General features: G+C 71.0%; 24 protein-coding genes and 1 tRNA gene. 15 read left to right on the forward strand and 10 right to left on the reverse strand.

Annotation, left to right across the window (positions count from 1 at the left end; translation table 11 throughout):
* The first annotated feature begins 26 nt into the window (after positions 1–26).
* The 12 genes from ASG29_RS01640 to ASG29_RS01690 all read left to right on the forward strand — a co-directional run bounded on the left by ASG29_RS01640 (position 27) and on the right by ASG29_RS01690 (position 11,189).
* Complete coding sequence (locus ASG29_RS01640; protein WP_055979231.1) at positions 27–1,409, forward strand: MASE1 domain-containing protein; 1,383 nt, start codon at positions 27–29, stop codon at positions 1,407–1,409.
* Positions 1,406–1,789, forward strand: coding sequence for a GGDEF domain-containing protein (locus ASG29_RS01645; protein ID WP_055979236.1), 384 nt, complete (start codon positions 1,406–1,408; stop codon positions 1,787–1,789). The genes ASG29_RS01640 and ASG29_RS01645 overlap by 4 nt, the downstream gene beginning before the upstream one ends.
* 97 nt (positions 1,790–1,886) lie before the next feature.
* Positions 1,887–2,783, forward strand: a complete 897-nt coding sequence (gene thiL / locus ASG29_RS01650; RefSeq protein ID WP_055979239.1) for a thiamine-phosphate kinase — start codon at positions 1,887–1,889, stop codon at positions 2,781–2,783.
* An 83-nt stretch (positions 2,784–2,866) separates the two neighbouring features.
* A complete protein-coding gene (locus ASG29_RS01655; protein ID WP_055979242.1) occupies positions 2,867–5,053 on the forward strand; it encodes a sodium-translocating pyrophosphatase in 2,187 nt (728 codons plus the stop codon).
* Positions 5,054–5,228: 175 nt separating this feature from the next.
* Positions 5,229–5,882, forward strand: a complete 654-nt coding sequence (locus ASG29_RS17335; RefSeq protein WP_055979245.1) for a PEPxxWA-CTERM sorting domain-containing protein — start codon at positions 5,229–5,231, stop codon at positions 5,880–5,882.
* Positions 5,883–6,001: 119 nt separating this feature from the next.
* The gene (locus ASG29_RS01665) at positions 6,002–7,738 is read left to right on the forward strand and encodes a DNA methyltransferase (protein WP_055979247.1); all 1,737 of its coding nucleotides are present in this window, start codon (positions 6,002–6,004) and stop codon (positions 7,736–7,738) included.
* 134 nt (positions 7,739–7,872) lie between these two features.
* Complete coding sequence (locus tag ASG29_RS01670) at positions 7,873–9,105, forward strand: dicarboxylate/amino acid:cation symporter (RefSeq protein WP_082515614.1); 1,233 nt, start codon at positions 7,873–7,875, stop codon at positions 9,103–9,105.
* 65 nt (positions 9,106–9,170) lie between these two features.
* Positions 9,171–9,416 (forward strand): translation initiation factor IF-1, encoded by a 246-nt coding sequence (gene infA, locus ASG29_RS01675; protein ID WP_022685627.1) that lies wholly within the window; start codon positions 9,171–9,173, stop codon positions 9,414–9,416.
* Positions 9,416–9,994 carry a Maf family protein gene (locus ASG29_RS01680; protein ID WP_055979253.1) on the forward strand — a complete coding sequence of 193 codons (579 nt, stop codon included), beginning with the start codon at positions 9,416–9,418 and terminating at the stop codon, positions 9,992–9,994. The genes infA and ASG29_RS01680 overlap by 1 nt, the downstream gene beginning before the upstream one ends.
* Positions 9,991–10,917 (forward strand): ribonuclease E/G, encoded by a 927-nt coding sequence (locus ASG29_RS01685; RefSeq protein ID WP_055979256.1) that lies wholly within the window; start codon positions 9,991–9,993, stop codon positions 10,915–10,917. The genes ASG29_RS01680 and ASG29_RS01685 overlap by 4 nt, the downstream gene beginning before the upstream one ends.
* Complete coding sequence (locus ASG29_RS16255) at positions 10,914–11,084, forward strand: DNA gyrase inhibitor YacG (RefSeq protein ID WP_082515550.1); 171 nt, start codon at positions 10,914–10,916, stop codon at positions 11,082–11,084. The genes ASG29_RS01685 and ASG29_RS16255 overlap by 4 nt, the downstream gene beginning before the upstream one ends.
* Positions 11,085–11,114: 30 nt before the next feature.
* Positions 11,115–11,189: transfer RNA gene (locus ASG29_RS01690), tRNA-Phe, on the forward strand.
* A 104-nt stretch (positions 11,190–11,293) separates the two neighbouring features.
* Here the strand turns inward: ASG29_RS01690 and pepN are convergent.
* A complete protein-coding gene (gene pepN, locus ASG29_RS01695) occupies positions 11,294–13,894 on the reverse strand; it encodes an aminopeptidase N (protein WP_055979259.1) in 2,601 nt (866 codons plus the stop codon).
* Between the two features lie 64 nt (positions 13,895–13,958).
* Here pepN and ASG29_RS01700 point away from each other — a divergent pair, with 64 nt between their 5' ends.
* From ASG29_RS01700 to ASG29_RS01710, 3 genes are all read left to right on the forward strand, one after another.
* The gene (locus ASG29_RS01700) at positions 13,959–15,638 is read left to right on the forward strand and encodes a M28 family peptidase (protein WP_055979262.1); all 1,680 of its coding nucleotides are present in this window, start codon (positions 13,959–13,961) and stop codon (positions 15,636–15,638) included.
* A 98-nt stretch (positions 15,639–15,736) separates the two neighbouring features.
* The gene (locus ASG29_RS01705) at positions 15,737–17,005 is read left to right on the forward strand and encodes a M48 family metallopeptidase (RefSeq protein WP_235532726.1); all 1,269 of its coding nucleotides are present in this window, start codon (positions 15,737–15,739) and stop codon (positions 17,003–17,005) included.
* Between the two features lies 1 nt (position 17,006).
* Positions 17,007–17,771, forward strand: coding sequence for a hypothetical protein (locus ASG29_RS01710; protein ID WP_055979264.1), 765 nt, complete (start codon positions 17,007–17,009; stop codon positions 17,769–17,771).
* Positions 17,772–17,845: 74 nt separating this feature from the next.
* Here ASG29_RS01710 and ASG29_RS01715 read toward each other — a convergent pair whose 3' ends face one another.
* From ASG29_RS01715 to ASG29_RS01755, 9 genes are all read right to left on the reverse strand, one after another.
* Complete coding sequence (locus ASG29_RS01715) at positions 17,846–18,766, reverse strand: DMT family transporter (RefSeq protein ID WP_055979267.1); 921 nt, start codon at positions 18,764–18,766, stop codon at positions 17,846–17,848.
* Positions 18,767–18,896: 130 nt separating this feature from the next.
* On the reverse strand, positions 18,897–19,898 hold the full coding sequence (locus tag ASG29_RS01720) for a threonine aldolase family protein (RefSeq protein WP_055979270.1): 1,002 nt from the start codon (positions 19,896–19,898) through the stop codon (positions 18,897–18,899).
* Positions 19,899–19,906: 8 nt separating this feature from the next.
* Positions 19,907–20,665 carry a hypothetical protein gene (locus ASG29_RS01725; protein ID WP_156457831.1) on the reverse strand — a complete coding sequence of 253 codons (759 nt, stop codon included), beginning with the start codon at positions 20,663–20,665 and terminating at the stop codon, positions 19,907–19,909.
* A gap of 2 nt (positions 20,666–20,667) precedes the next feature.
* Positions 20,668–20,886 (reverse strand): helix-turn-helix domain-containing protein, encoded by a 219-nt coding sequence (locus ASG29_RS01730; RefSeq protein ID WP_055979278.1) that lies wholly within the window; start codon positions 20,884–20,886, stop codon positions 20,668–20,670.
* The gene (locus ASG29_RS01735; protein ID WP_055979281.1) at positions 20,886–21,410 is read right to left on the reverse strand and encodes a DUF2975 domain-containing protein; all 525 of its coding nucleotides are present in this window, start codon (positions 21,408–21,410) and stop codon (positions 20,886–20,888) included. Before ASG29_RS01735 ends, ASG29_RS01730 begins: the two co-directional genes overlap by 1 nt.
* 71 nt (positions 21,411–21,481) lie before the next feature.
* Positions 21,482–21,886: a hypothetical protein gene (locus ASG29_RS01740; protein ID WP_156457832.1), complete on the reverse strand. Its 405-nt coding sequence runs from the start codon at positions 21,884–21,886 to the stop codon at positions 21,482–21,484.
* A complete protein-coding gene (locus ASG29_RS01745; protein ID WP_055979286.1) occupies positions 21,883–22,317 on the reverse strand; it encodes a TIGR01244 family sulfur transferase in 435 nt (144 codons plus the stop codon). The genes ASG29_RS01740 and ASG29_RS01745 overlap by 4 nt, the downstream gene beginning before the upstream one ends.
* Before the next feature lie 37 nt (positions 22,318–22,354).
* Complete coding sequence (locus ASG29_RS01750; RefSeq protein WP_055979289.1) at positions 22,355–23,308, reverse strand: CorA family divalent cation transporter; 954 nt, start codon at positions 23,306–23,308, stop codon at positions 22,355–22,357.
* The gene (locus tag ASG29_RS01755; RefSeq protein WP_200932339.1) at positions 23,305–24,057 is read right to left on the reverse strand and encodes a bifunctional precorrin-2 dehydrogenase/sirohydrochlorin ferrochelatase; all 753 of its coding nucleotides are present in this window, start codon (positions 24,055–24,057) and stop codon (positions 23,305–23,307) included. Before ASG29_RS01755 ends, ASG29_RS01750 begins: the two co-directional genes overlap by 4 nt.
* Between the last annotated feature and the right edge of the window lie 17 nt (positions 24,058–24,074).

Below are 24,074 nucleotides of genomic sequence, written 5' to 3' on the forward strand. Positions count from 1 at the left end.
TACCTTCTTTCGTCTACGGTTGCGCGATGACGAGCCGGTGGAGGGAGCATGCGAACGCCTGGACCGCGCCACTGGGCGCGGCGCTCGGCTATTTCGCGCTGGCGACCGCCACGATCGTGCTGACCAGCGACGGTCGCAGCCACGCGACCGTCTGGCCCGCCGATGCGGTCGTGCTGGCGCTGCTGCTGACGCGTCCGCGCGCGACATGGCCGGCGATCCTGTGGGCGGGATGGCTGGCCAATCTGGCCGCGAACATCGCCACCCGGGGCTGGGGTCCGTGGCTGGTGCTGTACGGCGCGATCAACATGGCGCAGGTGCTGTTCGCCGCGCACATGCTGCGCCGCCACCGGTGGGAGGGCGGGCTGCTGGCCGACGGCGCCAGCCTGACGCGCTTCATTCTCTGGGCCGGCCTGGCCGCGCCCGCGATGGGCGGGACGCTGGGGGCGATCGCGGGCGCGATCAATTTCGGCACACCGCTCGCTCCCTCGGCGCTGCGCTGGTTCGCCAGCAGCGCGCTGGGCCTGCTGATCCTGACGCCGTTCCTGGCCGACATGGTGTCGGGCGAGTACCAGCGCTGCTTCCGCTCGCGCAGCTGGGCGGGCCGTGCGGAACGCGCCGCCTTGGTCGCGCTGACCGCCGCGGTGGCGCTGTTCGTCTTCACCGGCCCCCCGCTGCCGATCCTGTTCGCCACCTTCATCCCGCTGATCGTCTCGGCGTTCCGCGTCGGGCGGCTGGGGGTGCAGGCGGGCGTGCTGGTCATCGCGCTGGTCGGCGCGCTGGCGACGCTGCTCGATTCGGGGCCGTTCGCGACCTTGTCGGGCGATGTCCTGGTGCAGACCTACGCGTTCCAATTCTATCTGGCCGCGCTGACGCTGACGGCGCTGCCCGTCGCCGCAGTGGTCGGCGCGCGCCACGACGCGCTGCTGCGGCTGCACGAACGCGAAGAGACGCTGCGGCTGCTGATGGCGCATTCGACCGACGTGCTGCTGCGGTTCGATCCCGCGGGCGTGTGCCTGTCGGCGCACGGCCCGATCAACGACCTTTTGGGGATCGGCGCGCGACGGATGGTCGGCTCGTCGCTGTCGCGCCCCGGCGCGCGGGTGGAACCCGCCGCGGTGGAGGCGTTCGCCGCCGCACTGTCGTCGGGCGCGGTCCGCACCGCCGAACTGGTGCTGCCGCACCGTCCGGGCGTGACGCTGGAGGCCGCGTTCAAGGCGGTGATCGACGACGGCCATGCGACCTCGGTCGTCGCCACCGTCCGCGACGTCACCGCCCGCACGCAGGCGGAGGCCGCGTTGCGCCACGCCGCCGATACCGACGGGCTGACCGGCCTGCTCAACCGCGGCGGGTTCGACAAGCGCCTGGCCGCACGGCTGGCCGCGGCCACGGTCCGGCGACGCTGGCGATGATCGACGTCGACCGGTTCAAGGCGGTCAACGACGCCAACGGGCATCAGGTCGGCGATGCCGTCCTGGTCGAGATCGCGCGCCGGCTGGCCGCGGGCGTGCGCGGCGACGACGTGGTCGCGCGGCTGGGCGGGGACGAATTCGTCATCCTCTTCGCCTCCGACCATCCCGACGCGCAGCGCGCCTGCGAACGCATCGCCGACACGGTCGCCCGCCGTCCGGTCCACCACGACGGCAACGTCGCGGTCCTGACCTCGCTCAGCTGCGGCATCGCGCCGTGGCGCCCCGGCATGGCCCCCGCCGACCTGATCGGCGCCGCCGACCTGGCGCTGTACGCCGCCAAGCGCGGCGGCCGGAACTGCGTCCGCGCCGCGACGGGGTGACACGGGACGGGCGAGACAGGGGCGGGCGAGACACGGGGCGGGCGAGACACGGGGCGGGCGAGACAGGGGGCGTTCCCGGCGCTAACCCTGCCCGCGCATGACCGAAGCCGCGTTCCTCGCCCGCCTGCGCACCCTTCCGCTCCACCCCGGCGCGCACGGCCTGGGCGACGACACCGCCACGCTCGGCCCCTATATCCTCACCACCGATACGATGGTGGAGGGCATTCACTTCCTCCCCACCGACCCGCCGCAGGACGTGGCATGGAAGCTGGTCGCGACCAACCTGTCCGATCTTGCCGCCAAGGGTGCGCTGGTCGAAGGCGTGCTGCTCAACCTGCCGCTGACCGATCCGGCCTGGGATGGCGCGTTTCTCGACGGGCTGGCCGGGGTGCTCGCCGCGTTCGATTGCCCCATCCTCGGCGGCGATACGGTGAGCCTTCCGCCCGGCGCGGCGCGTGTCCTGACGTGCACCGCGATCGGCCGCGACGCCCCCGCTCCGCCGCGATCCGGCGCGCGCCCGGGCGACGGGCTGTGGGTGACGGGCACGATCGGCGACGCGGGCGCGGGGCTGGCGATCGCGCGCGGCTGCCCCGGCCCCGCCACGCTGCTCGCCCGCTATCGCCGCCCGACACCCCGGCTTGTGGAGGGGCGCGCGCTCGCCGCTCATGTCCACGCGATGATGGACGTCAGCGACGGCCTGCTGATCGATGCCGCGCGGATGGCGGCGGCGAGCGGGCTGAGCGCGACGATCGACCTGGCCCGCGTGCCGCTGTCCCTCGAACTGGTCGCGCAGGCGGGCGACGGGCTTGCGACCCGCCTCGCCGCCGCCACCGCGGGCGACGATTACGAACTGCTCTTCGCCACCGACGCGCACCCCGCGGTCGCCGCCACCCGCGTCGGCACCTTCGCTCCCGGCGCGGGCCTGGCCCTCACCCACGACGGCGCCCCCGTTCCCCTCCCCGCATCGCTCGGGTTCCAGCACGGCTTGCGCTGACCCGCGCGCTTGCATAGCCTGACCGTTCCGATGCCAGGACCGGCCAAAGGCCGGCGGGGCGTCACAAGGGGAGAGACGCGATAATGACGACGGTCTATATCGCCATGGTCTGCGGCCTGATCGCCGTACTCTATGGCATCGTCACCAGTCAGCAGGTGCTGCGGCAACCCGCCGGCAACGAACGGATGCAGGATATCGCCAGCGCCATCCAGGAGGGCGCGAAGGCGTACCTCGGCCGGCAATATACCACCATCGCGATCGTCGGCGTCGTCGTCGCCCTCGTCCTCCTGCTCACCCTCGGCGTTCTCTCCACCATCGCCTTCGTCATCGGCGCGGTCCTGTCGGGCGTGGCGGGCTATGTCGGCATGAACATCTCCGTCCGCGCGAACGTGCGCACGGCGGAGGCGGCGCGCACCTCGTTGCAGGGCGGCCTGACCACCGCGTTCCGATCGGGCGCGGTCACGGGCATGCTGGTCGCGGGCCTCGGCCTGCTCGCGATCGCGGGCTTCTTCTGGTATCTCGTCTCGGTCGAGGGCCGCGCGCCCAACGACCGCGAGATCGTGGAGGCGCTGACCGCGCTCGCCTTCGGCGCCTCGCTCATCTCCATCTTCGCGCGTCTCGGCGGCGGCATCTTCACGAAGGCCGCGGACGTCGGCGCCGACCTGGTCGGCAAGGTGGAGGCCGGCATCCCGGAGGACGACCCCCGCAACCCCGCGGTCATCGCGGACAACGTCGGCGACAACGTCGGCGACTGCGCGGGCATGGCCGCCGATCTGTTCGAAACCTATGTCGTGACGCTGGGCGTCACGATGATCTCGATCGCGCTGCTGATCCAGGCGAGCGCGGCGGAACTGCTGCGGCTGATGAGCCTGCCGCTGATCGTCGGCGGCGTGTGCATCATCACCTCCATCATCGGCACGTACATGGTCCGGCTCGGCAAGGGCAGCATCATGGGCGCGCTGTACAAGGGGTTCTGGACCTCCGCGCTGCTGTCGATCCCCGCCATCTACCTCGCCACGCAATATACGCTGGGCGACATGAACGCGGTCATCGGCGGCGCGGGCTTCCTCGACGCGGGCGCCAATGCGGCGCCCGACGCGCTCAGCACCACGCCGCTGGACAGCGCGGTCGCGGGCGTTCCGGCGGCCACCGCCTTCACCGGCATGGACCTGTTCTGGTGCATGCTCATCGGCCTCGCGGTCACCGGCCTGATCGTGTGGATCACCGAATATTACACCGGCACCAACTATCGCCCGGTGAAGTCGATCGCGAAGGCGAGCGAAACCGGCCACGGCACCAACGTCATCCAGGGCCTCGCCATCAGCCTTGAGGCGACCGCGCTGCCCACGCTGGTGATCGTGATCGCGGTCGTCGCGACGTACAAACTGGCGGGCGTGATCGGCATCGCCTTCGCCGCGACCGCGATGCTGGCGCTGGCCGGCATGGTCGTCGCGCTCGACGCCTACGGCCCCGTCACCGACAATGCGGGCGGGATCGCCGAAATGGCGGGCCTGCCCGACGACGTGCGCCATCGCACCGACGCGCTCGACGCCGTGGGCAACACGACCAAGGCGGTGACGAAAGGCTATGCCATCGCCTCGGCGGGCCTTGCCGCACTGGTGCTGTTCGGCGCGTACACCACCGACTTGCAGACATACTTCCCCGACCTGACCGTCGATTTCAGCCTGTCCAACCCATACGTCATCGTCGGGCTGCTGCTCGGCGCGCTGCTGCCGTACCTGTTCGGCGCGTTCGGCATGACCGCGGTCGGCCGCGCGGCGGGCGCGGTGGTGGAAGAGGTGCGCGGGCAGTTCCGCGACAATCCGGGCATCATGGAAGGGACCAGCCGCCCGAACTACGCCCGCACCGTCGACCTCGTCACCCGCGCCGCGATCAAGGAGATGATCATCCCCTCGCTGCTGCCGGTCGTGTCCCCGATCGCATTGTATTTCATCGTCACCGCGGTCGACGGTCAGGCATCGGGCTTCGCCGCGCTGGGCGCGATGCTGCTGGGCGTCATCGTGTCGGGCCTGTTCGTCGCATTGTCGATGACCAGCGGCGGCGGCGCGTGGGACAATGCCAAGAAATATATCGAGGACGGCAACCACGGCGGCAAGGGCAGCGAGGCGCACAAGGCCGCGGTGACCGGCGACACCGTGGGCGATCCGTACAAGGACACCGCGGGTCCGGCGGTGAACCCGATGATAAAGATCACGAACATCGTCGCGCTGCTGCTGCTGGCGGCGCTGGCGGCGAACGGCGGGGGGTGATCCCCGCCGCACCGGGCGGACGACGCGATCCCGGGGCCGTTCGCACCGGCCCGGATCGCGTCCCCGCGTCGGCCGGAACGTCCGCCGACGCGGGGACGTAACCTTCCGGTAACCGAACTGCCGCGCGACGCGCGTAGCGACCGCCTTGTTCCAGAAGGGAAAAAGGGTCGCCTCCATGTTCAAGCTCACGTTCATCGCCACCGCCGCGCTTCTTTCCGCGGTTCCCGCCGCCGCGATCACGACACTCGATTTCGACGCCGCGCGCGGGCGCAACGGTCGTACCGGCTACGTCTACGGCGCCTGGGCGGAAGAGGGTTATCGCGTCGCCGCCGATCGCTGCTCCTCGCCCGCGGGCACGTGTTTCGTCACCACCGGCACCGCGCTGACCAGTCTCGACCGCACCGGCGCCGCGCTGACCAACTTCCTGGGCGGTGCGGTCACCACGCTGTCGCGCGCGGACGGCGGCGCCTTCCGCCTGCTCGGCATGGAAATGGCGGGCAATTACGGCAATTTCAGCGGCTTCGGCGCGCCCACGCTCGGCGTCACTTTCACCTACACCTTCGCCGACGGCACCATCGCGACCGAGGCGCGGACGCTGGCGAACACGCCGGGCCAGCGGCTGACGATCAACGACCTGTCCTTCCCCGCGCAGCCGCTGACGTCGGTCGCCTGGCGTCCCGGCGCGGGCACCAGCGGCTTCCTGCAATTCGACGACATCCGCCTCGCCGCGGGCGTGCCCGAGCCCGCGACATGGGCGCTGATGATCGTCGGGCTGGGCGCGGTCGGCGCGAGGATGCGTCGTCGGCGCATCGCCCCCGCCGCGGCGTGACCCATCGGCGGCCGATGCGTCCATAACGGAGCATCGGCCGTCTCCCCCGCCCCGCGATGATGCCGGAACGGAGCGGACTGCGCGCGACGCCGCCGTGACGCCGCGATCCAATCGCGCGCATGCCCAGCAATCCGAACCGCCCCGCCAACCACCTGCACTACGGCGACAATCTCGACGTCCTGCGCCGCGACATCGGCGACGCCAGCGTCGACCTCGTCTATCTCGACCCGCCGTTCAATTCCAACGCCACCTACAACATCCTCTTCCGCTCCCCCACCGGCGCGCAATCGGATGCGCAGATCGCGGCGTTCGAGGACAGCTGGCACTGGAACGACACGGCGGAACGCGCCTTCGACGACGTGGCGCGCAGCGGGAATACGAAGGCGTTCGACCTGCTCAACGCGATGCGCGCCTTCCTGGGCGACAACGACATGATGGCGTATCTGGCCATGATGGCGGTCCGCCTGATCGAACTGCACCGCGTGCTGAAACCCACCGGCAGCCTGTATCTGCACTGCGATCCCACCGCGTCGCATTACCTGAAGCTGCTGCTGGACGGCGTGTTCGGACCGGAGAACTATTTGAACGAGATCGTCTGGCGCCGCACCGGTGCGCACAACAACGCCCGCCGCTTCGGCCCTATCCACGACGTGATCCACTTCGTCCGCCGCGGCCCCGCCTATCGCCACCGCCCCGTGTTCCGCCCCTATTCCAGGGGCCATGTCGACGCCTATTTCCGCAAGTCCGACGCACGCGGGCGCTACTGGACCAACGCGATCCACGGCGCCGGGGTACGGCAGGGTGATTCGGGACGGCCGTGGCGCGGTTTCGATCCCACCGCGGCGAAACGCCATTGGGCGGTGCCCGGGGATCTGGTCGCCGCGCTGGGGATCGATCCCGACCTGCCGCAGCATGTGAAGCTGGACGCGCTGGCCGATGCGGGCGTGATCGACTTCCCCCCGCCCGACAGCGGCGGCCTGCCGACCTATCGCCAGTATCTCGACCGCAGCCCGGGCCTGCTGCTCCAGGACATCTGGTCGTACCAGCCGCACAGTCGCGGGACGCTGCACGATTCCCCCTTGGCGATCGACGAGGACGTGCGGTGGCTGACCGCGCAGGGCGACAGCGAGCGGCTGGGCTATCCGACGCAGAAGCCGGTCGGCCTGCTCGAACGGATCGTCGCCGCCTCCTCCGACGAGGGCGACGTGGTGCTCGACCCCTTCTGCGGCTGCGGCACCGCGGTCCATGCGGCGCAGAAGCTGGGACGACGATGGATCGGGATCGACGTCACCCATCTCGCCATCAGCCTGATCGAGAAGCGGATGCAGGCCGCCTTTCCCGGCGTCGCCTTCACCGTGGAGGGGACGCCCAAGGACCTCGCCAGCGCGGAGGATCTGGCGCGGCGCGACAAATACCAGTTCCAGTGGTGGGCGGTGTCGATGGTCGACGCCATGCCCTACGGCGGGCGAAAGAAGGGCGCCGACGGCGGCATCGACGGCATCATCTATTTCAAGCCCGACGGGAAACGGACCGAGCGGGCGCTGGTATCGGTGAAGGGCGGCGAGAACGTCGGGGTGCAGATGATCCGCGACCTGCATTCCGCGATGGAGCGGGAGAAGGCGCCGATCGGGGTATTCGTGACGAAGGCGCTGCCGACCGCCGCGATGATGAAGGAGGCCGCCGCGGTCGGCCGCTTCCATGCCCCCGCGACGGGCAGGAGCTACCCCCGGCTCCAGATCGTCACGCTGGCGGAGCTGTTCCGCGGGAAGCGCCCCGACATCCCCTACGTCGACCCGGGCGCCGCCTTCCGCCGCGCCGCGCGCGAGGATACGGGGCGGCAGGGCGCGCTGCTGTAGGCGGGCGGGTCGCGGCGCCGGAACCGTCCCTTCGGTCCTTCCGGTGACGAGGCGGAGGAACAACCGCGCCACCCCGACGCTTGCTTGTGGTGAGCGAAACGACCGACACCTCCCGCTTCCCGCTGGCCTACCGGATGCTGGCGGGCTTCGCGCTGGGATTGGTCGGCGGGCTGGTGGTGAATCTGACCGCGGGCGACGCCGCTTGGGTCACCGCGGTCACCACCTACGTCACCGGCCCGTTCGGGCAATTGTTCCTGCGGCTCCTGTTCATGCTGGTCATCCCGCTGCTGTTCGCCGCGCTGGTGACCGGCGTGGCGGAGATGAAGGATCTGGCGCAATTGCGCCGCATCGGCTTGCGGACGCTCGGCTACACGCTGGTGCTGTCGACCATATCGGTGGTCGTCGCGATCGTGCTGGTGAACCTGCTGCAACCCGGCGGCGGCATCGACCCCGCGCTGGCGCGGCAGATGCTGGCGCAGGCGGGCGACGGCGCGGGCGCGATCCTGCGCGAGCGGCCGGCGCAGCCGGGCGGGGTGGCGGCGGTCCTGGCGATCGTCCCCGACAACCCGGTCCGCGCCGCGGCGGACGGCGACATCCTGGCCTTCATGGTCTTCGCGCTGGCAATCGGCGTCGGGCTGGTGCTGGTCAGGAACGAGCGGACCGCGGCGTTCGAGCGCGCGATCGAGGGGCTGCTGGATATCGTCCTGCGGCTGATCGGCCTCGTCATCCGGCTGGCCCCGATCGCGGTCGCATGTTTCATGTTCAACCTCACCGCCCTGTTCGGCGTCGACCTGCTGGTGCGGTTGAGCGCCTTCGTCGGCACCGTGCTGGCGGCGCTGCTGTTCCAGCTGGTCGTGGTCTATTCCGCGTCGATCTGGCTCGCGACGGGACGCAACCCGCTCGCCTTCTTCCGCGCGATCCAGCCCGCGATGGTCATGGCCTTCTCCACGTCGTCCTCCAACGCCACGTTGCCGACGTCGCTGGACGTCGCCGAACGGACGCTGAAACTGCCGCGCCAGGTCGCGCGCTTCGTCCTCACGATCGGCGCGACCGCGAACCAGAACGGGACCGCGATGTTCGAAGGCGTGACCGTCCTGTTCCTCGCGCAATTCTTCGGCGTCGACCTCAGCTTGTGGCAGCAGGCGACGGTCATGGGCGTCTGCATCCTGGGCGGCATCGGCACCGCGGGCGTGCCCGCCGGTTCGCTTCCCGTCATCGCGCTGATCCTGGGCATGGTGGGCGTTCCCCCCGCCGCGATCGGCATCGTGCTGGGCGTCGACCGCTTCCTCGACATGTGCCGCACGACGCTGAACGTGTCGGGCGACCTTGCCATCGCGACGATGGTCGCGGGCCGCGCGGAGGAATAGCGCCAGCTTCACTTTTCCCCGCCCTTCGGCTAAGGGCGCGCCATCCAACCCGAAAGAGAACCCGTTTGGCGAAAGAAGAACTCCTCGAGATGCGCGGCCAGGTGGTCGAGCTGCTGCCCAACGCCATGTTCCGCGTCCGGCTCGAGAACGATCACGAAATCCTCGGCCACACCGCGGGCAAGATGCGCAAGAACCGCATCCGCGTGCTCGTGGGCGACGAGGTTCTGGTCGAACTGACCCCCTACGACCTGACCAAGGGTCGCATCACCTATCGCTTCATGCCCGGCCGCGGCGGCCCCGGACCGTCGTAATGGATCGAGCGGCCGTTCCGCTCGTCCTCGCTTCCTCCTCGCCCCGCCGCCTCGATCTGCTCGCGCGGATCGGCGTCGTGCCCGCGCGGATCGACAGCCCCGACATCGACGAGACGCCGCACCCGCGCGAACTGCCGCGCGCCTATGCGCTGCGGCTGGCGCGGGAAAAGGCCGCGGCGGTCGCGCGCCGCGACGGCGAGGCGGTGATCGCGGGCGACACCACCATCGCGCTCGGGCGGCGCATCCTGCCCCCCGCGGACGACGAGGCGACGCAGCGCGACCTGCTGGCGTCGCTGTCGGGCCGCCGCCACCATGCATTGTCGGCGGTGTGCGTCGTCGCCCCCGACGGCATCGTCCGCACCCGCCTCGCCGACACGATCGTCGCCTTCAGGCCGCTGACCGCGCGCGACATCGACGCCTATGTCGCCTGCGGCGAAGGGCTGGGCAAGGCGGGCGGCTACGCGATCCAGGGGCGGGCGGAGGCGTGGGTGCGCTTCCTAGCGGGCAGCCATTCGGGCGTCATCGGCCTGCCGCTGTTCGAGACGCGCGCCTTGCTGGCGACCGCCGGCGTGCTGTGATCCACTGGCTGTACGAGGACGGCATCGGTGAGGCGCGCGCCGCGCTGGTACGGGACGATCGCATCGTCGCGGCGCGGATCGAGCTTCCCGGCACCCTGCGCGTCGGCACAGTCGCCATGGCGCGGCTGACCGATCGGACCATCGCCACGCTCGACGACGGCAGCGAAGCCGCGCTCGATCGGCCCCCGCCCGGCCTGACGCTCGGCGCACGGCTGACCGTGGTGGTGACGCGGGAAGCGATCCCGGAGCCCGGCCGCGCCAAGCGCGCGAAGGCGCGCCCGTGCGATGGCGTGCCGTGCCCCGGGCCCGACCTCCTCGCGCGCATCGCCGCGACCGGCCATCCGGTCCGCTTCCCCGCCGCGCACGAGCCCGATTCGCTCGAACGCGCGGGCTGGTCCGAGGTGCTGGAGGAGGCGACGACGGGCGAGATCGCCTTTCCCGGCGGCGCGTTGCGGATGACCCCGACGCCCGCGATGACCTTGTTCGATGTCGACGGCGACGGGGACCTGGAAACGCTGTCGGTCCGCGCCGCCACCGCGGTGGCGCACGCGATCCGCCGCCACGGGATCGGCGGCTCGATCGGCATCGATTTCCCGACGCTGGCGGGAAAGGCGCCGCGACAGGCGGTCGCCGCCGCGCTCGACGCCGCGCTGGCCGCACCGTTCGAGCGGACCGCGGTCAACGGCTTCGGCTTCTTGCAGATCGTCCGCCCGCGCCCGCGCGCGTCGCTGCCCGAACTGCTGCGCGCGGACACCGTCGCCGCCATGGCGCGTGCCGCGCTGCGCATGATCGCGCGCGTCCCCGCCGGCGCGCCCAACCGCCACCGCCTTTCCCCCGCCGTCCGCGCGCGGATCGAGGGGACGCCGGACTGGTGCGACGCCCTCGTGCAACGCACGGGCCGGATGCCTATGTTCGACTCATGACCGCCAGCTGCCCGATCTGCGACGGCCCCGTCGCCGCCCCCCACGCCCCCTTTTGCAGCCCGCGCTGCCGCGACCGCGACCTGCTCGCCTGGCTCGGCGAGGGCTATCGCCTGCCCGGCCCGTCGATCGACACGGAAGCGCTGGACAGGCCCGAAAACGCCGACTAAGGACGCCGCTCCATCGCGTTCGCGCGGTGCGCCCGGGTAGCTCAGTGGTAGAGCAGACGACTGAAAATCGTCGTGTCGGTGGTTCGACTCCGCCCCTGGGCACCACACCCCTTTATCACCGTTTCGTCCTGATGCCTCCGCGACGAGAGCCGGGGAGCCCGTCGGACGACGACGGACGGATCGCGATACTTCCACGGCGAGGCCGGCCCCTATCCCTCCAGGCTCTTCGACGCCTGCTCGAACAAATCCTTCGAAATCCCCGGCCGCGCCACGATCCGTTCCAGCTCCGCGCGCATCAGCGCGGCGCGATCCGGGGTGAAGCGGCGCCAGCGGCCGAGCGGGGGCAGCAGCTTCGCCGCGGTCTGCGGGTTGAGCGCGTCCAGCGCCAGCAACTGGTCCACCAGCCAGCGATAGCCCGCGCCGCCCGCCACGTGGAACGCGCGCTGGTTCACCCCGAATGCCCCGACCAGCGCGCGCGCGCGATTGGGGTTCGCCAGACTGAAATCGGGATGCCGCGCCAGCTGCGCCACCAGCGCCGCGGTATCGTCGCGCGACGACAGCGCCTGCGTCTGGAACCACTTGTCGAGCACGAGGCCGTTGCCCGCGTAGCGATTGTAGAACACGTCCAGCGCGGTCTCGCGCTCGTCCGACGTGCCGCCGACCAGCGCGGTCAGCGCTCCCTGCCGGTCGGTCATGTTGTCCGCGCCCGCGAACTGCGCATAGGCCAGCGCCGCCGCATCCACCGCCTGCGACGCCGCGACGTAACCGAGCGCGACGTTGCGCAATCGCCGCGCCCCCTTCGCCTGCGGGGTGTAGGCGTACGGTGCGCCCGCCTCTGCCGTCAGGGACAGGCGCCAGCGGTCCTCCAGCCGGCGACCCAGGTCGCGGCGCAGCGATTCGCGCGCGCGGAACACCGCATCGGGATCCACGACGGACAATTGGTCGCCGACGAACGCCTCCGACGGCAGCAGCACCGCCTCCGCGACGAAGGCGGGGTCCAGCCCCGGATCGTCCAGCGTATCCGCCACCGCCGCGATCACGCCCTCGTGATCCGCTGCGCCCTCCACCGCGGCGGCGACCAGGGTATCGAGCATCAGTTGCTGCATCGCTTCGTAGCGCGCGAACGGATCGTCGTCGTGCCGCGCCAGGAAGGCGAGGTCCGCGGCGCTGCGGTCGCTTTCGATCACCACGGGCGCGCTGAACCCGCGGTTGAGCGAGACGACCGGCCGCTCCGTCACGGTCTCGAACGTCACGCGCATGCTGGGTTCGGTCAGCAGCACCAGTTGCTCGTCCGACAGCGGCCTGCCCGTCTCCGCCCCGAACAACCGGACCTTCAGCGGCAGGACCTGCGGCGCCTTGCCCGTCTGGCCCGGGGTGTCGGGCACCTTCTGCCCCAGGTTCAGCGTCGCGCGCGCACTGCCCGCCTGATGGTCCAGCGTGGCGGAAACGCGCGGCGTGCCCGCCTGCGCGTACCAGCGGCGGAACTGCGTCAGGTCGACGCCGCCGGCCTCCTCCATGCAGGCGACGAAATCCTCGCACGTCGCGGCGGTCCCGTCGAACCGGGCGAAATACAGGTCGCTGCCCGCGCGGAAGGCGTCGGGGCCCAGGATCGTGGACAGCATGCGGATCAGCTCCGCGCCCTTGTTGTAGATCGTGGCGGTGTAGAAATTGCCGATCTCGATATAGCTTTCGGGCCGCACCGGATGCGCCAGCGGCCCGGCGTCCTCCGGGAATTGCGCGGCGCGCAAGGACCGGACGTCCTCGATCCGCTTCACCGCGGCCGACCCCTGGTCGGCGCTGAACTGCTGGTCGCGATAGACGGTGAAGCCTTCCTTCAACGACAGCTGGAACCAGTCGCGGCACGTCACGCGATTGCCCGACCAGTTGTGGAAATATTCGTGCGCCACCACCGCCGCGATGGCGTCGTAATCGTAATCGGTCGCGGTGTCGGGATCGGCGAGGATGTAGCGACTGTTGAAGATGTTCAGCCCCTTGTTCTCCATCGCGCCGAAATTGAAATCGTCGACCGCGACGATGTTGAACACGTCCAGGTCGTATTCGCGGCCGTACACCTTCTCGTCCCACGCCATGGACAGCTTCAGCGCATGCATCGCATGGTCGGTGCGCGGCAGGTCGTTGGCGCGGACGTAGATGCCCAGCGCCACCGTGCGCCCCGACCGCGTGGTGAAGGTGGAGGCGTTGCAGGCCAGGTCGCCCGCGACCAGCGCGAACAGGTACGACGGCTTGGGAAAGGGATCGTGCCATTCCGCCCAGTGCGTGCCGTCGTCGCCGTCGCCCTGCGCGACCGGATCGCCGTTCGCAAGCAAGACGGGGAACCGCGCCTTGTCCGCCCGCATCCGCACGCGATAGGTCGACAGGACGTCGGGGCGGTCGGGGAAATAGGTGATCCGCCGGAACCCTTCCGCCTCGCACTGCGTGCACAGATTGCCGCCCGACGCGTACAGCCCCATCAGCTGCGTGTTGCGGTCGGGCGCGATCTCCACGACCGTCTCGACCACATGGTCGTCGCCCGGAAGGGGCACGACCAGCGTCTCGCCCTCGATCCGCCAATCGTCCGCCGCGACGCCGTCGACCGTCACCGACAAGGGCCGCTGCCCCGCACCGTCCAGCACGAGCGGCGCGTCGTGCGCGCCGTTGCGGCGGACGGACAATCGCGCGGTGACGCGCGTCGCCGACGGGTCGAGCACGAAGTCGAGCGCGGTCTCCGGCACCGTCCATTCGGGCGCGCGATATTCTTCCCGGCGAGTGACGGCGGGAACGGCGATGGGGGCGGAAAGGGCGTCGGTCATAATGGGGATATACGGCCTGCGCGCGCCGGTTCCACCCGTCGTCGTCCGATGCTAGGCGCGAGCGATGCGATCTTTCCTCCGTTTCGCCCTTCTCGCCGCGGTCCCGGTCGTCGCGGCGGCGCAATCCGCCCCGCCCCCTCCCCCGCCCGCGCCCGCGCCCGCGCCCGTATCGAAACCCGCCGCGGTCGATCCGTTCGCCCCGCTCCCGCCCGATCAGGCGGCGATGCGCGCGCATGTCCTGTTCCTGGCATCCGACGCGTTGCGCGGGCGCGAGGCGGGGACGCACGATTACGACGTCGCGGCGCAATATGTCGCGGCGCAATTCTACGCCGCGGGCCTGCGCCCCGCGGGTGACGCGGGCGCCTATCTCCAGCGCGTGCCGCTGGTCACCTATCGCGCGGCGGACAAGGGAAAGCTGCGCTGGAAACCCGCACGCGGGCGCGCGAAGGCGTTGAAGTTCGGCACCGATTACGTGCCGCTCGCCGACGCCCGCGCCGCGACGACGACGCTCGACGCGCCGGTGGTGTTCGTCGGCCACGGCGTGTCGGCGCCGCAGTTCGGCCACGACGATTATGCGGGCGTCGACGTACGCGGAAAGATCGTCGCCTTCGCCGGCGGCGCGCCCGACCTGGGCAACGGGGAGGTGCAGGCCAGCTTCACCCGCGACGCGCGATTGCGCGAGGCGCAGCGGCGCGGCGCGGTCGGCGCGGTCGGGATCGACCTGGCGGGCGGACGCGGGCCGGGGTTCGCCGCGCTGGCGAAGCGGTGGGACCGCCCCGCGATGACCTGGGCCGCACCCGACGGCACGGGCGGCGGCCCGGCCGCGCGGGGCGTACCGATGGTCGCGATGCTGTCGGCGGACGGCGCGGCGAAACTGTTCGGCGCGGACTGGGCGGGCATCGCCGCCGCGGCGCGGGAGCCGAAGCCTGCATTCCGCGGCGTCGCGGCGGCGGGCCGCCTGTCGGTGGCCACCGCCACCGCCTTCGCCGCCGCGACCAGCAGCAACGTCGTCGGCCTGCTTCCCGGCACCGATCCCGCGCTGAAGGAGGAGGTCGTCGTCCTGTCCGCGCATCTCGACCATATCGGCGTCGATCCGTCCGGGGAGGGCGACCGCATCAACAACGGTGCGCTCGACAACGCCATCGGCATCGCCAGCCTGATCGAGGAGGCGAAGCGCTTCGCCGCATCGGGAAAGCCGCCGCGACGCAGCATCCTGTTCCTGGCCGTCACCGCGGAGGAGAAGGGCCTGATCGGCGCGGACTATTTCGCCGCGCATCCCACGGTCGCGCTCGATCGCATCGTCGCGGACGTGAACCTGGACATGCCCGTCCTGCTGTACCGGTTCGAGGACATGACCGTGTTCGGCGCCGAACGCTCCACGCTCGGCCCGATCGTGCGGCGCGCGGTGCGATCCGCGGGGGTGGACCTGACGCCGGACAAGGACCCGGACCAGGCGTTCTTCGTCCGCTCCGACCATTATCGCTTCGTCGAACGCGGCATCCCCTCGGTCTTCCTGTGGCCGGGTCAGAAGGGCGCGGGGGGCAAGGCGTTCCAGGATTTCCTGAAGACCTGCTACCACCGGCCCTGCGACGAGGTGACGCAGCCGATCCTGTGGGACCAGGGCGTCCGCTTCGTCGACGTCAACTATCGCATCGCGCGCGAGATCGCCGATGCCGACCGGCGCCCGGTGTGGAACAAGGGCGATTATTTCGGGACGTTGTACGGCGGCCCGATGGCGAAATAGCCCGCCTCCCACCACCCTTGCGAATGCCGGGGTGGGCGGTGGAAGTGGGGATCGGTTTCTCCTATCGTCTCCCCGGGGAAACCGGGGGAGCCGACCGAATGACGCGCATGATCGCCGCCGCCTGCGTCGCGGCGCTTCTGCTGCCCGCCGTCGCGGCCGCGAAGGGGTTCGACGTCGACACCGCCACGCGCGCCTATCTCGACCTCCTGACCGGCCCCGCGCGCGCGAAATCGGATGCCTATTTCGAGGGCGGATACTGGCTGATCCTGTGGAACGCGGTCGTCGCGATCATCGTGTACGGCGCGTTGCTCGCCTCCGGCGGCTCCGCGCGGATACGCGACTGGGCGGAGCGCTGGACATCGCGGCGCTGGCTCCGGCGCGGGCTGTACGCGCTGGCCTTCACGCTGGTCACGGCCGTGCTGTTCCTGCCGTGGACCGTGTGGGAAGGGTTCGTGCGCGAATCGCAATACGGCCTGATGAGCCAGACGTTCGGCGCCTGGGCCGTGGATCAGGCGAAGGGTCTCGCCATCGCGCTGTTCGTCAATTTCTGGTTCTTCGTCGGCATCTTCGCGATCATCCGCCGCTTCCGCCGCACCTGGTGGGCGATCGGGGCGGCGGTCACGATCGCATTCGCCGCGCTGGGCGTCGCGATCGCGCCCGTCTTCATCGCGCCCCTGTTCAACACCTATACCGAAATGCCCGCCGGCCCGCTGCGCGACCGCATCGTCGCGGTCGCGCGTGCCAACGATATCCCGGCGGAGCATATCTACGTCGCCGACGCCTCGCGCCAGACCAAGCGCATCTCCGCCAACGTATCGGGGCTCGGCCCCACGATCCGCATCACGCTGAACGACAATCTTCTCAACCGCACCGGCCCGGACGAGGTCGTGGCGGTGATGGGGCATGAGATGGGACATTACGTCCTCGGCCATATCGCGCGCTCGATCCTGGGATTGGGGGTCCTGGCGCTGCTGGTCTTCTTCGCCGTCAGCCGCATCGCGCCGCGCCTGATCGCGCGATACCCGAACTGGGGCGTCCGCGACGTCGCCGACACCGCCGCCGCGCCGCTGTTCCTGGCGCTGGCATCCGCGGCCACCGTCGTCCTCGCGCCCGCGCTCAACACGCTCGTCCGCACGAGCGAGAGCGAGGCCGACGCCTTCGGCCTCGACGCCGCGCGCGAGCCCGACGGCTTCGCGAAGGTCGCGATGCGGCTGAGCGAATATCGCAAGATCGAACCCGGTCCGGTGGAAGAGGCGCTGTTCTTCGACCACCCCTCCGGCGCCACGCGCGTGCGCATGTCGATGCAGTGGAAGAAGGACCACGTCCCCGACGCGCGGATCGAACGCCCGGTGATGACGTTCGACTGACATGCTGCTGATCCTCGGCCTCGGCTACACCGCGCGGGCCGTCGCCGCGCACGCCGGGATGGCCGTGGTCGGCACCACGCGCGACGGCCGCGACGGCACGATCCCGTTCGACGCGGCGGACGGCGCGCTGGCGGCAGCGACGCACGTGTTGAGCAGCGTGCCCCCCGATGCGGACGGCGACCCCGTGCTGCGACGCTACGGCGCGGCGTTGGGCGGCAAGTGGCTCGGCTACCTCTCGTCCACCGGCGTCTACGGCGATGCGGGCGGCGCGTGGGTCGACGAAAGCGCTCCCGCCGACCGCGGCCGCCGCGCGAACCGCAATGCGGCGGACGCGGCGTGGCTGGCGCTCGGCGCGCGCGTCTTCCGCCTGCCCGGCATCTACGGCCCCGGCCGCTCCGCGCTGGATCGCGTCGCCGCGGGCGAGGCGCATCGCACCGGGATCCCCGGACAGGTGTTCAGCCGCGTCCATGTCGACGATATCGCGACAGGCGTCGTCGCCGCCTTCGCCGCGCCCGCGGGCGCCTACAACCTTGCCGACGACGAACCGGCGCCGCAGGACGACGTCGTCGCCTTCGCCGCGCGCCTCCTGGGCCTGCCTCCGCCGCCGTTCGTGCCGGTGGAATCGCTCAGCCCGATGGCGCGCGGCTTCCACGCCGAAAACCGCCGCGTCGCCAACGGCAAGGCGAAGCGCGTGCTGGGCTGGTGCCCGACGTATCCCGATTATCGCGCGGGGTTGCGCGCCCTGCACCACTTCCGTTCGCCCTGAGCGAAGTCGAAGGGTATGCGCCCACGGTCGGGCATGGGCTTCGACTGCGCTCAGCCCGAACGGAGGGTGGTGACCTACCGCGCCACGCGCCGCGCACCCAGCGCGATGACCAGCCCCGCCATCGCCAGTACGGCGCCCGCCGCGGCCAGCGTGGACCAGCGATAGCCCTCGAACACCGTCGACAGCGCCATCGCCACCACGGGCACCATCACCCCGTTATACGCCGCCTTCGCCGGCCCGACCGCGCGGATGATGCGGAAATACAGCGTGAAGGCCAGGCTCGATCCCACCAGCCCCAGGTACAATACGCCCGCCAGATACGCTGGCCGCGGATCGATCACCGGCGGCCCCACGGTCGCGAACGCGAAGGCGGCATCCAGCGCGGAACCCAGCAGCATCGCGATCGCCAGCGTCGGGATCATCGCATGCCGCTTCGCCGCCTGCGTCGCCTGCATGACGTTGGCGAGCGAGGCGGACAGGATCGCCCAGCCCGTCAAGGCGATCCCGGTCAGCGTCGCCCCCGGCCCGCCCGGATCGACGCGCGCCTCGTGCACGAACAGCAACGCCACCCCCGCCACCGCCACCGCCGATCCCGTCACGAACCGCCCGGTCACGCGCTGCCCGACGAACACCCGCGCGAACACCGCATTGGGCACGATCAGCAAGGCGAAGACGACCGCGACCAGGCCGGAGGTGATATGCCCCTCCGCCCGGTAGACGAAGTTGAAGTTCAGCACGAACTGCAACAGCGCCAGCGCGCCCGCGAACATCCAGAAATCGCGCGTCAACGCCACCCGCTCGCGCCGGATCGCGGCCACCGCGGCCAGCCCCAGCCCCGCGACGAGAAAGCGATAGCTGACCGACCAGCTCGGCGGCACACCCCCCGCGCCGCCCAGCTGGTCGCGGATCACGATCCAGGTCGATCCCCAGATCAGCACGACGATAAGGAACGGCAGCCACACCCGCGGGCCGGCGACGGCGGGATCGGAACTCACAGGCCAATCCTGCCCGGCATTGTTCTCCCGCGAAGGCGGGAGTCCAGACTGGGTCCCCGCCTTCGCGGGGACACAAAGGGTGACGCGGCACCACCGATCAGGTCCGGCGTGACGCGGACTGGCCGCACCCTCACAACGCCGCGATGGCGTCGGCCAGCGGGCGGATATCGGCCGTCCGCTGGTTCCACGACACCACCAGTCGCGCCTCGCCCGGGCCCCAGTCGTAGAAATCGAATCCCTTCGCGCGCAACGCCGCCGCCTCGTCGGGCGTGACGCGCAGGAACACCTCGTTCGCCTCCGCCGGATGGATCAGGCGCGCGCCCGCCGCCTTCGCCAGCAACGCCGCGCCCGCATTGCTCGCCCGCGCGCAATCCAGCCAGATTTCCCGCTCCAGCATCGCCAGCAATTGCGCCGCCAGATAGCGCCCCTTGGACAGCAGATGCCCCGCGCGCTTGCGCCGGAACAGCGTGTCGTCCGCCAGTTCGGGACGGAAGAACACCAGCGCCTCCGCGTTCATCCCCCCGTTCTTGACGAAGCCGAACGACAGCGCGTCGACACCCCCCCGCCACGTCAGGTCCGCGGGCGAGGCGCCGGTCGCGACGACCGCATTGGCAAAGCGCGCGCCGTCCATGTGGAAGCCCAGCTTCCGCTCCTTCGCCACCGCGCCGATCGCCGCGACCTCCGCAGGCGTGTAGACGCGCCCGTATTCGGTGGCATTGGTGATCGAGATCGCGTGCGGCCGTTGCTGGTGCACGTCGTAGCGCGCCAGCGACAGCACCGCCTCGACCGTCTCGGGCGTCACCTTCGCCCCGTCACCCTCCGCCAGCAGCAGTTTGGCGCCGTGGGTGTAGAATTCCGGCGCCCCGCATTCGTCGTTCTGGATATGCGCGTCCTTGTGGCACACGACCGCCCCGTGCGGCGGGCACATCGCGGCGAGCGCCAGGCAGTTCGCCGCGGTCCCGCTGGGCACCCACAGGGCGCGCACCTCGGTTTCGAACAATGCCGAGAACCGTTCGTCCAGCCGCTTCGACCAGCGATCGCCGTCATAGGCGGTGTCCAGTTCGTCCGCGGTGGCGATCGCCTCCAGCACGGCGGGATGGACCGGGGCGGCATTGTCGGAAAAGAAGCGCATGCACGCCCCTAGGTACGTGCCCCCGCCCGCGTCAAATGCGCGTCCGCCGATCGGGCCTCGCCGCCGACCCGCTGCGCCACCGCGAAGACCGCCGCGGCCATCACCGGCGCCATATATCCGACCAGCAGCGAATCCCCGAGCAGGACCGTCCACGTCGCCATCGGCCCGCGTCCCAGCGCCGCGAACGCCAGCGCGTAATGCAGCACCATCGCGGGCAGCATCGCCGCGATGGTCATCCCCAGCGACCACGCATAGTGACCGCGCGTCATGCGGATGGAACGGCGGAAACCGACGCCGCCGTCTCCCGTCGCCGCGGACACCTTCCACGCCGACAGCGTCACCTCGAACGCGGTCGACGCCAGGATCACGACCAGCAGGCCGATGCCCAGCGGCCGCGCGGGCACGTTCATCGCACGCGCCAGGATCGGCCCGTCCTGCACCACCAGCAGCCAGAACACGCCCCACAGCATCACCGGCACGTACAGCGCCATCGCCCGCGGGTCGCGCCGCGTCGGCGCCGCCGGATCGTCGCCCGCGGCAAGGAAGCGCAGCGCCCAATAGGTCGTGGCGAACAGCAGCAGGACCTTCACATGCCCCATCGCCATGCGCAGGACGTCGCCCTCCGCCGCCTTCATCGCGGCGATGCCGTCGTAGAAGCCCGCGCGATATTCGATCGCATGCTGCACCATCTCGGCCGCCACGACGGCCAGGAACAGCCACGGGCAACGCGCGACGTAGCGCCCCGCGCGCACATAAATGTCGGCCACGGTCATGCCTCTTCCTCCCCTTCTACCCATGTCATGATGTCCCCCGGCTGGCACTCCAGCGCGCGGCACAACGCCTCCAGCGTGGAGAAGCGGATCGCCTTCGCCTTGCCGGTCTTCAGCACCGACAGGTTCGCCAGCGTGATGCCCACCGCCTCGCTTAATTCGGTCAGCGTCATGCGCCGCCGGTGCAGTTGCTCGTCCAGATGGATGCGGACGGGCATCAGACCGTCCCTTCCACGTCCTCGCGCAGCCGCGCCCCGATCGTGAACACACGCGCCAGTACGAAGGCGATCAGCACGCCCAGCCACCCCGTCAGCCCGGGCTGCCACCCGGCCATGTCCAGCCCGCGTGCGGTCGCCCACCACGTCGCCGCGCCCAGCACGAGGTCGAGCAGCTGGATCGCGAGCAGCGACCAGCCGATCGTGCGCAATCGCGCGGCATTGTCCGCGATGAACGGATCGCCCCCCTGCACGGTGCGCAGGATCGCGGCGAGCGCCGCGAACAGGCGATGGATCGCCCATGCGCAAGGTAGCACCAGCAACGCCAGGAACCGGACGAACGCGACCCCGTCGGCCGCCGCGATCCGCCCGGCATATTTCGCCGCAAGCTGCGATTCCAGCGGTCCGGCGAATACGACCGTCGCGACGAACAGCGCGATCGCGAGGATCGCGCCGACGATGTTCAGGCCGATCAGCACGCGGACCAGCGTCAGGCAGGTGGCAATGAATCGGTCGCGAGTCGGCATGGCATCGTCCCTTCGCGCAGGGGACTGCCATTATTATCGATAAACGGCAAATGGATTATCGAATAACGATGTCATCCATTGGGCAGCGGCATCCCCAGCCGCCGGACGTCCAGCGCGTGGACGCCCTTCAGCATCACCTCGCCCAGTCGCCCCTGCCCCAGCCGCCGCGTGCCGGTTTCCACCACGACGCCGTCGAACGTCTGGCGCAGCGCGGCCCAGGGCACGGCGCCCGCGCGCCCGCCCGCGGTCACCACCACCACGCGCCCGTCGGTGCCCAGCACCAGTGCGGCGCGCCCGTCGTCCCCGATCACCGCGTCATGGACCGCAAAGCCCGGAATTGCCGCGGTCGCCGCCTCCGCCGCTTCCTCGGGCGTACGCAGCATCGCGCGCCGCTGCCGCAGGCGCAGGACGACGACGAGCAGTGCCGTCGTCCCGACCACCACGGCCGCCGCCGCCGCGATCAGCCACATCGTCACGCCCCGCGCGCCAGTGCGTCCATCACCGGACGCAGGTTGGTCAGATCGTATCCCGCCCCCGCCGCCTGCGCGCCCAGCGTGTCGGCATCGCCCCCCGCCTTCGCCGCCGCCAGCGCCCACAGGTTGCACGACCGCGTGCCCGACCGGCAATACGCCAGCACCGGCCCGCCCGCATCCGCCAGCGCCGCCGCCATGGCGTCGACCTGCGGATGCGAGAAGCCCGCCTGCGTCACCGGAATCGCGGTATAGCGCAGCCCCGCCGCCGCCGCCGCCGCGCGGATCGCGTCGCCGGTCGGCTGGCCCGGCTCCTCGCCGTCGGGGCGGTTGTTGACGATCCCGACGAAGCCCGCCGCGGCGATGGCGGCGATGTCCTCGGGGGCGATCTGCGGGGCGACGGCGACGGTGTCGTCGATACGGCGGATGTCGAGCATGATTCCTCCTACCGCGGCCCCGGCGCTTGTCGAGAGGTCAGCCGCGCCACCAGTGCCGTGCCATGAAGAACCCCACCGTTCCGATGGCGATCACCGCGCACAGCCCGACGATGGCATCGAACGCCCACGGCTCCTTCGCGAACCACAGCCCCTCCACGTTCATGCCGTACAGGCCGGTCAGGAACGTCAGCGGCAGGAACACCATCGCCGCGATCGCGATCAGCAGGCTGCGCTGGTCCAGCTGTTCCGCGCGCAGGTCGGTCAGTTCCTCGTGCACCAGGCTGGCACGCTCGCGGATCGCCTCCACCTCCTCCGCCATGCGCGCGGCGCGGTCGGCGGCGGCGGACAGGTGGGCGCGGTCGTCGTCGCCCAGCCAGTCGCCCGGCAGCGACGCCAGCCGCTCCAGTGCGATCCGTTGCGGCGACAGGAAGCGGCGATAGTTGATCGCCTCGCTGCGCACCCGCGTCACCTGCCGACGCAGTTCGAACACGCGGTGCATGTCCAGCTTCTGCTCGCAATCGTCCAGCGTATCGCCCAGGTCCGCGACCACCGGGTCCAGATCCTCGGTGATCGCGGCGGCGAAGGCGGCGATCAGGTCGCCGGGGTCCTTCACGTCGAAATCGCGGACCTCCTGCACCACCGCGTCCATCGCCACCAGATGCTTGCGCGTCACCGATATCACGCGCCCCCGCGTCGCCCAGATGCGGATCGAGGCGAGGACGTCGGACGAATCCAGTTCCTCGTCGGTCCGCCCGCGCAGGTTCAGGAACGCGCCCGCGGTCATCTTCTCGCACCGTGGGCGCGTCTCCGCCGCGGTCAGCGCATCGATCAGGAACGGCTCCAGCTTCGCCGCATCGCGCAGCCACGCCTGCGCATGTTCGGCCGTGGTGTTGAGGTGGACCCACACGAAATCGGCCTCGCACGCCAACGCCTCCGCCACAGGCACCGCGCGCGCGCCGCGCGCATCGATGCGCCAGCCGAACCCGCTCATGCCCCCTCCCCCGAAACGTCCACCGTCAGGCCGGCGTCGGACGTCGCGGGCGGCGCGTCGGTCGCCATGCGCGCGGCATCGGCGCGCGCGCGATCCAGGATCGCGGCGGGCACGTCGGCGCGATGCGTGACGAGATCCGCGCTTGCCAGCCATCGCGCCTCGCGCAGCGTCAGGTCGTCGGGATCGCGCGAGCGCAAAACGATGCGCACCACCGCGCCCGCGACGCCCGCGTCCAGCCTCGCCGCATCGGGTGCGTCGTGCGCCGCCAGCAGGTCCAGCGCGCCGCCGGGGCCCAGCGCCCCCGCGATCGCGCGCCGCCGCTCGCCCGCGTCGGGATAGCGCGCGCGCAGATCGGCGCGCGCGGCGTCCAGCGCGTCCGCGACCCGCCCCAGCCCCGCGGGCAGCAACGCCTCCAGCCGCTGGCGCAGCGCCGCCGCCAGCCCGGCGGACACGCCCCCGGTCCCGATCGCGACCAGCACCGGCGCGCGGTCGACGATCGCGGGCAACGTGAAATCGCACAGGTCGGGCCGGTCCACCGCGTTCACCAGCACCCCCCGCCCCTTCAACCGCGCCACCGCGTCCTCGTCCTCCACCACGATCGCAAGCGCGGCATCGGCATCCTCCCCGACCACCACCGCCCCCGCCCGCTCCAGCAACCGCCGCTTCGCCTCGGCCGGCTCGCCCTCCCCGACGAGGATGACCGCACGGCCCTGCAAGCGCACGAAGATCGGCAGGCTGTGCAGCGTCATGCGGGAAGTTCTCGCGA

The organism is Sphingomonas sp. Leaf412 (assembly GCF_001425405.1).
In the GTDB taxonomy this organism is placed as follows: Bacteria; Pseudomonadota; Alphaproteobacteria; order Sphingomonadales; family Sphingomonadaceae; genus Sphingomonas.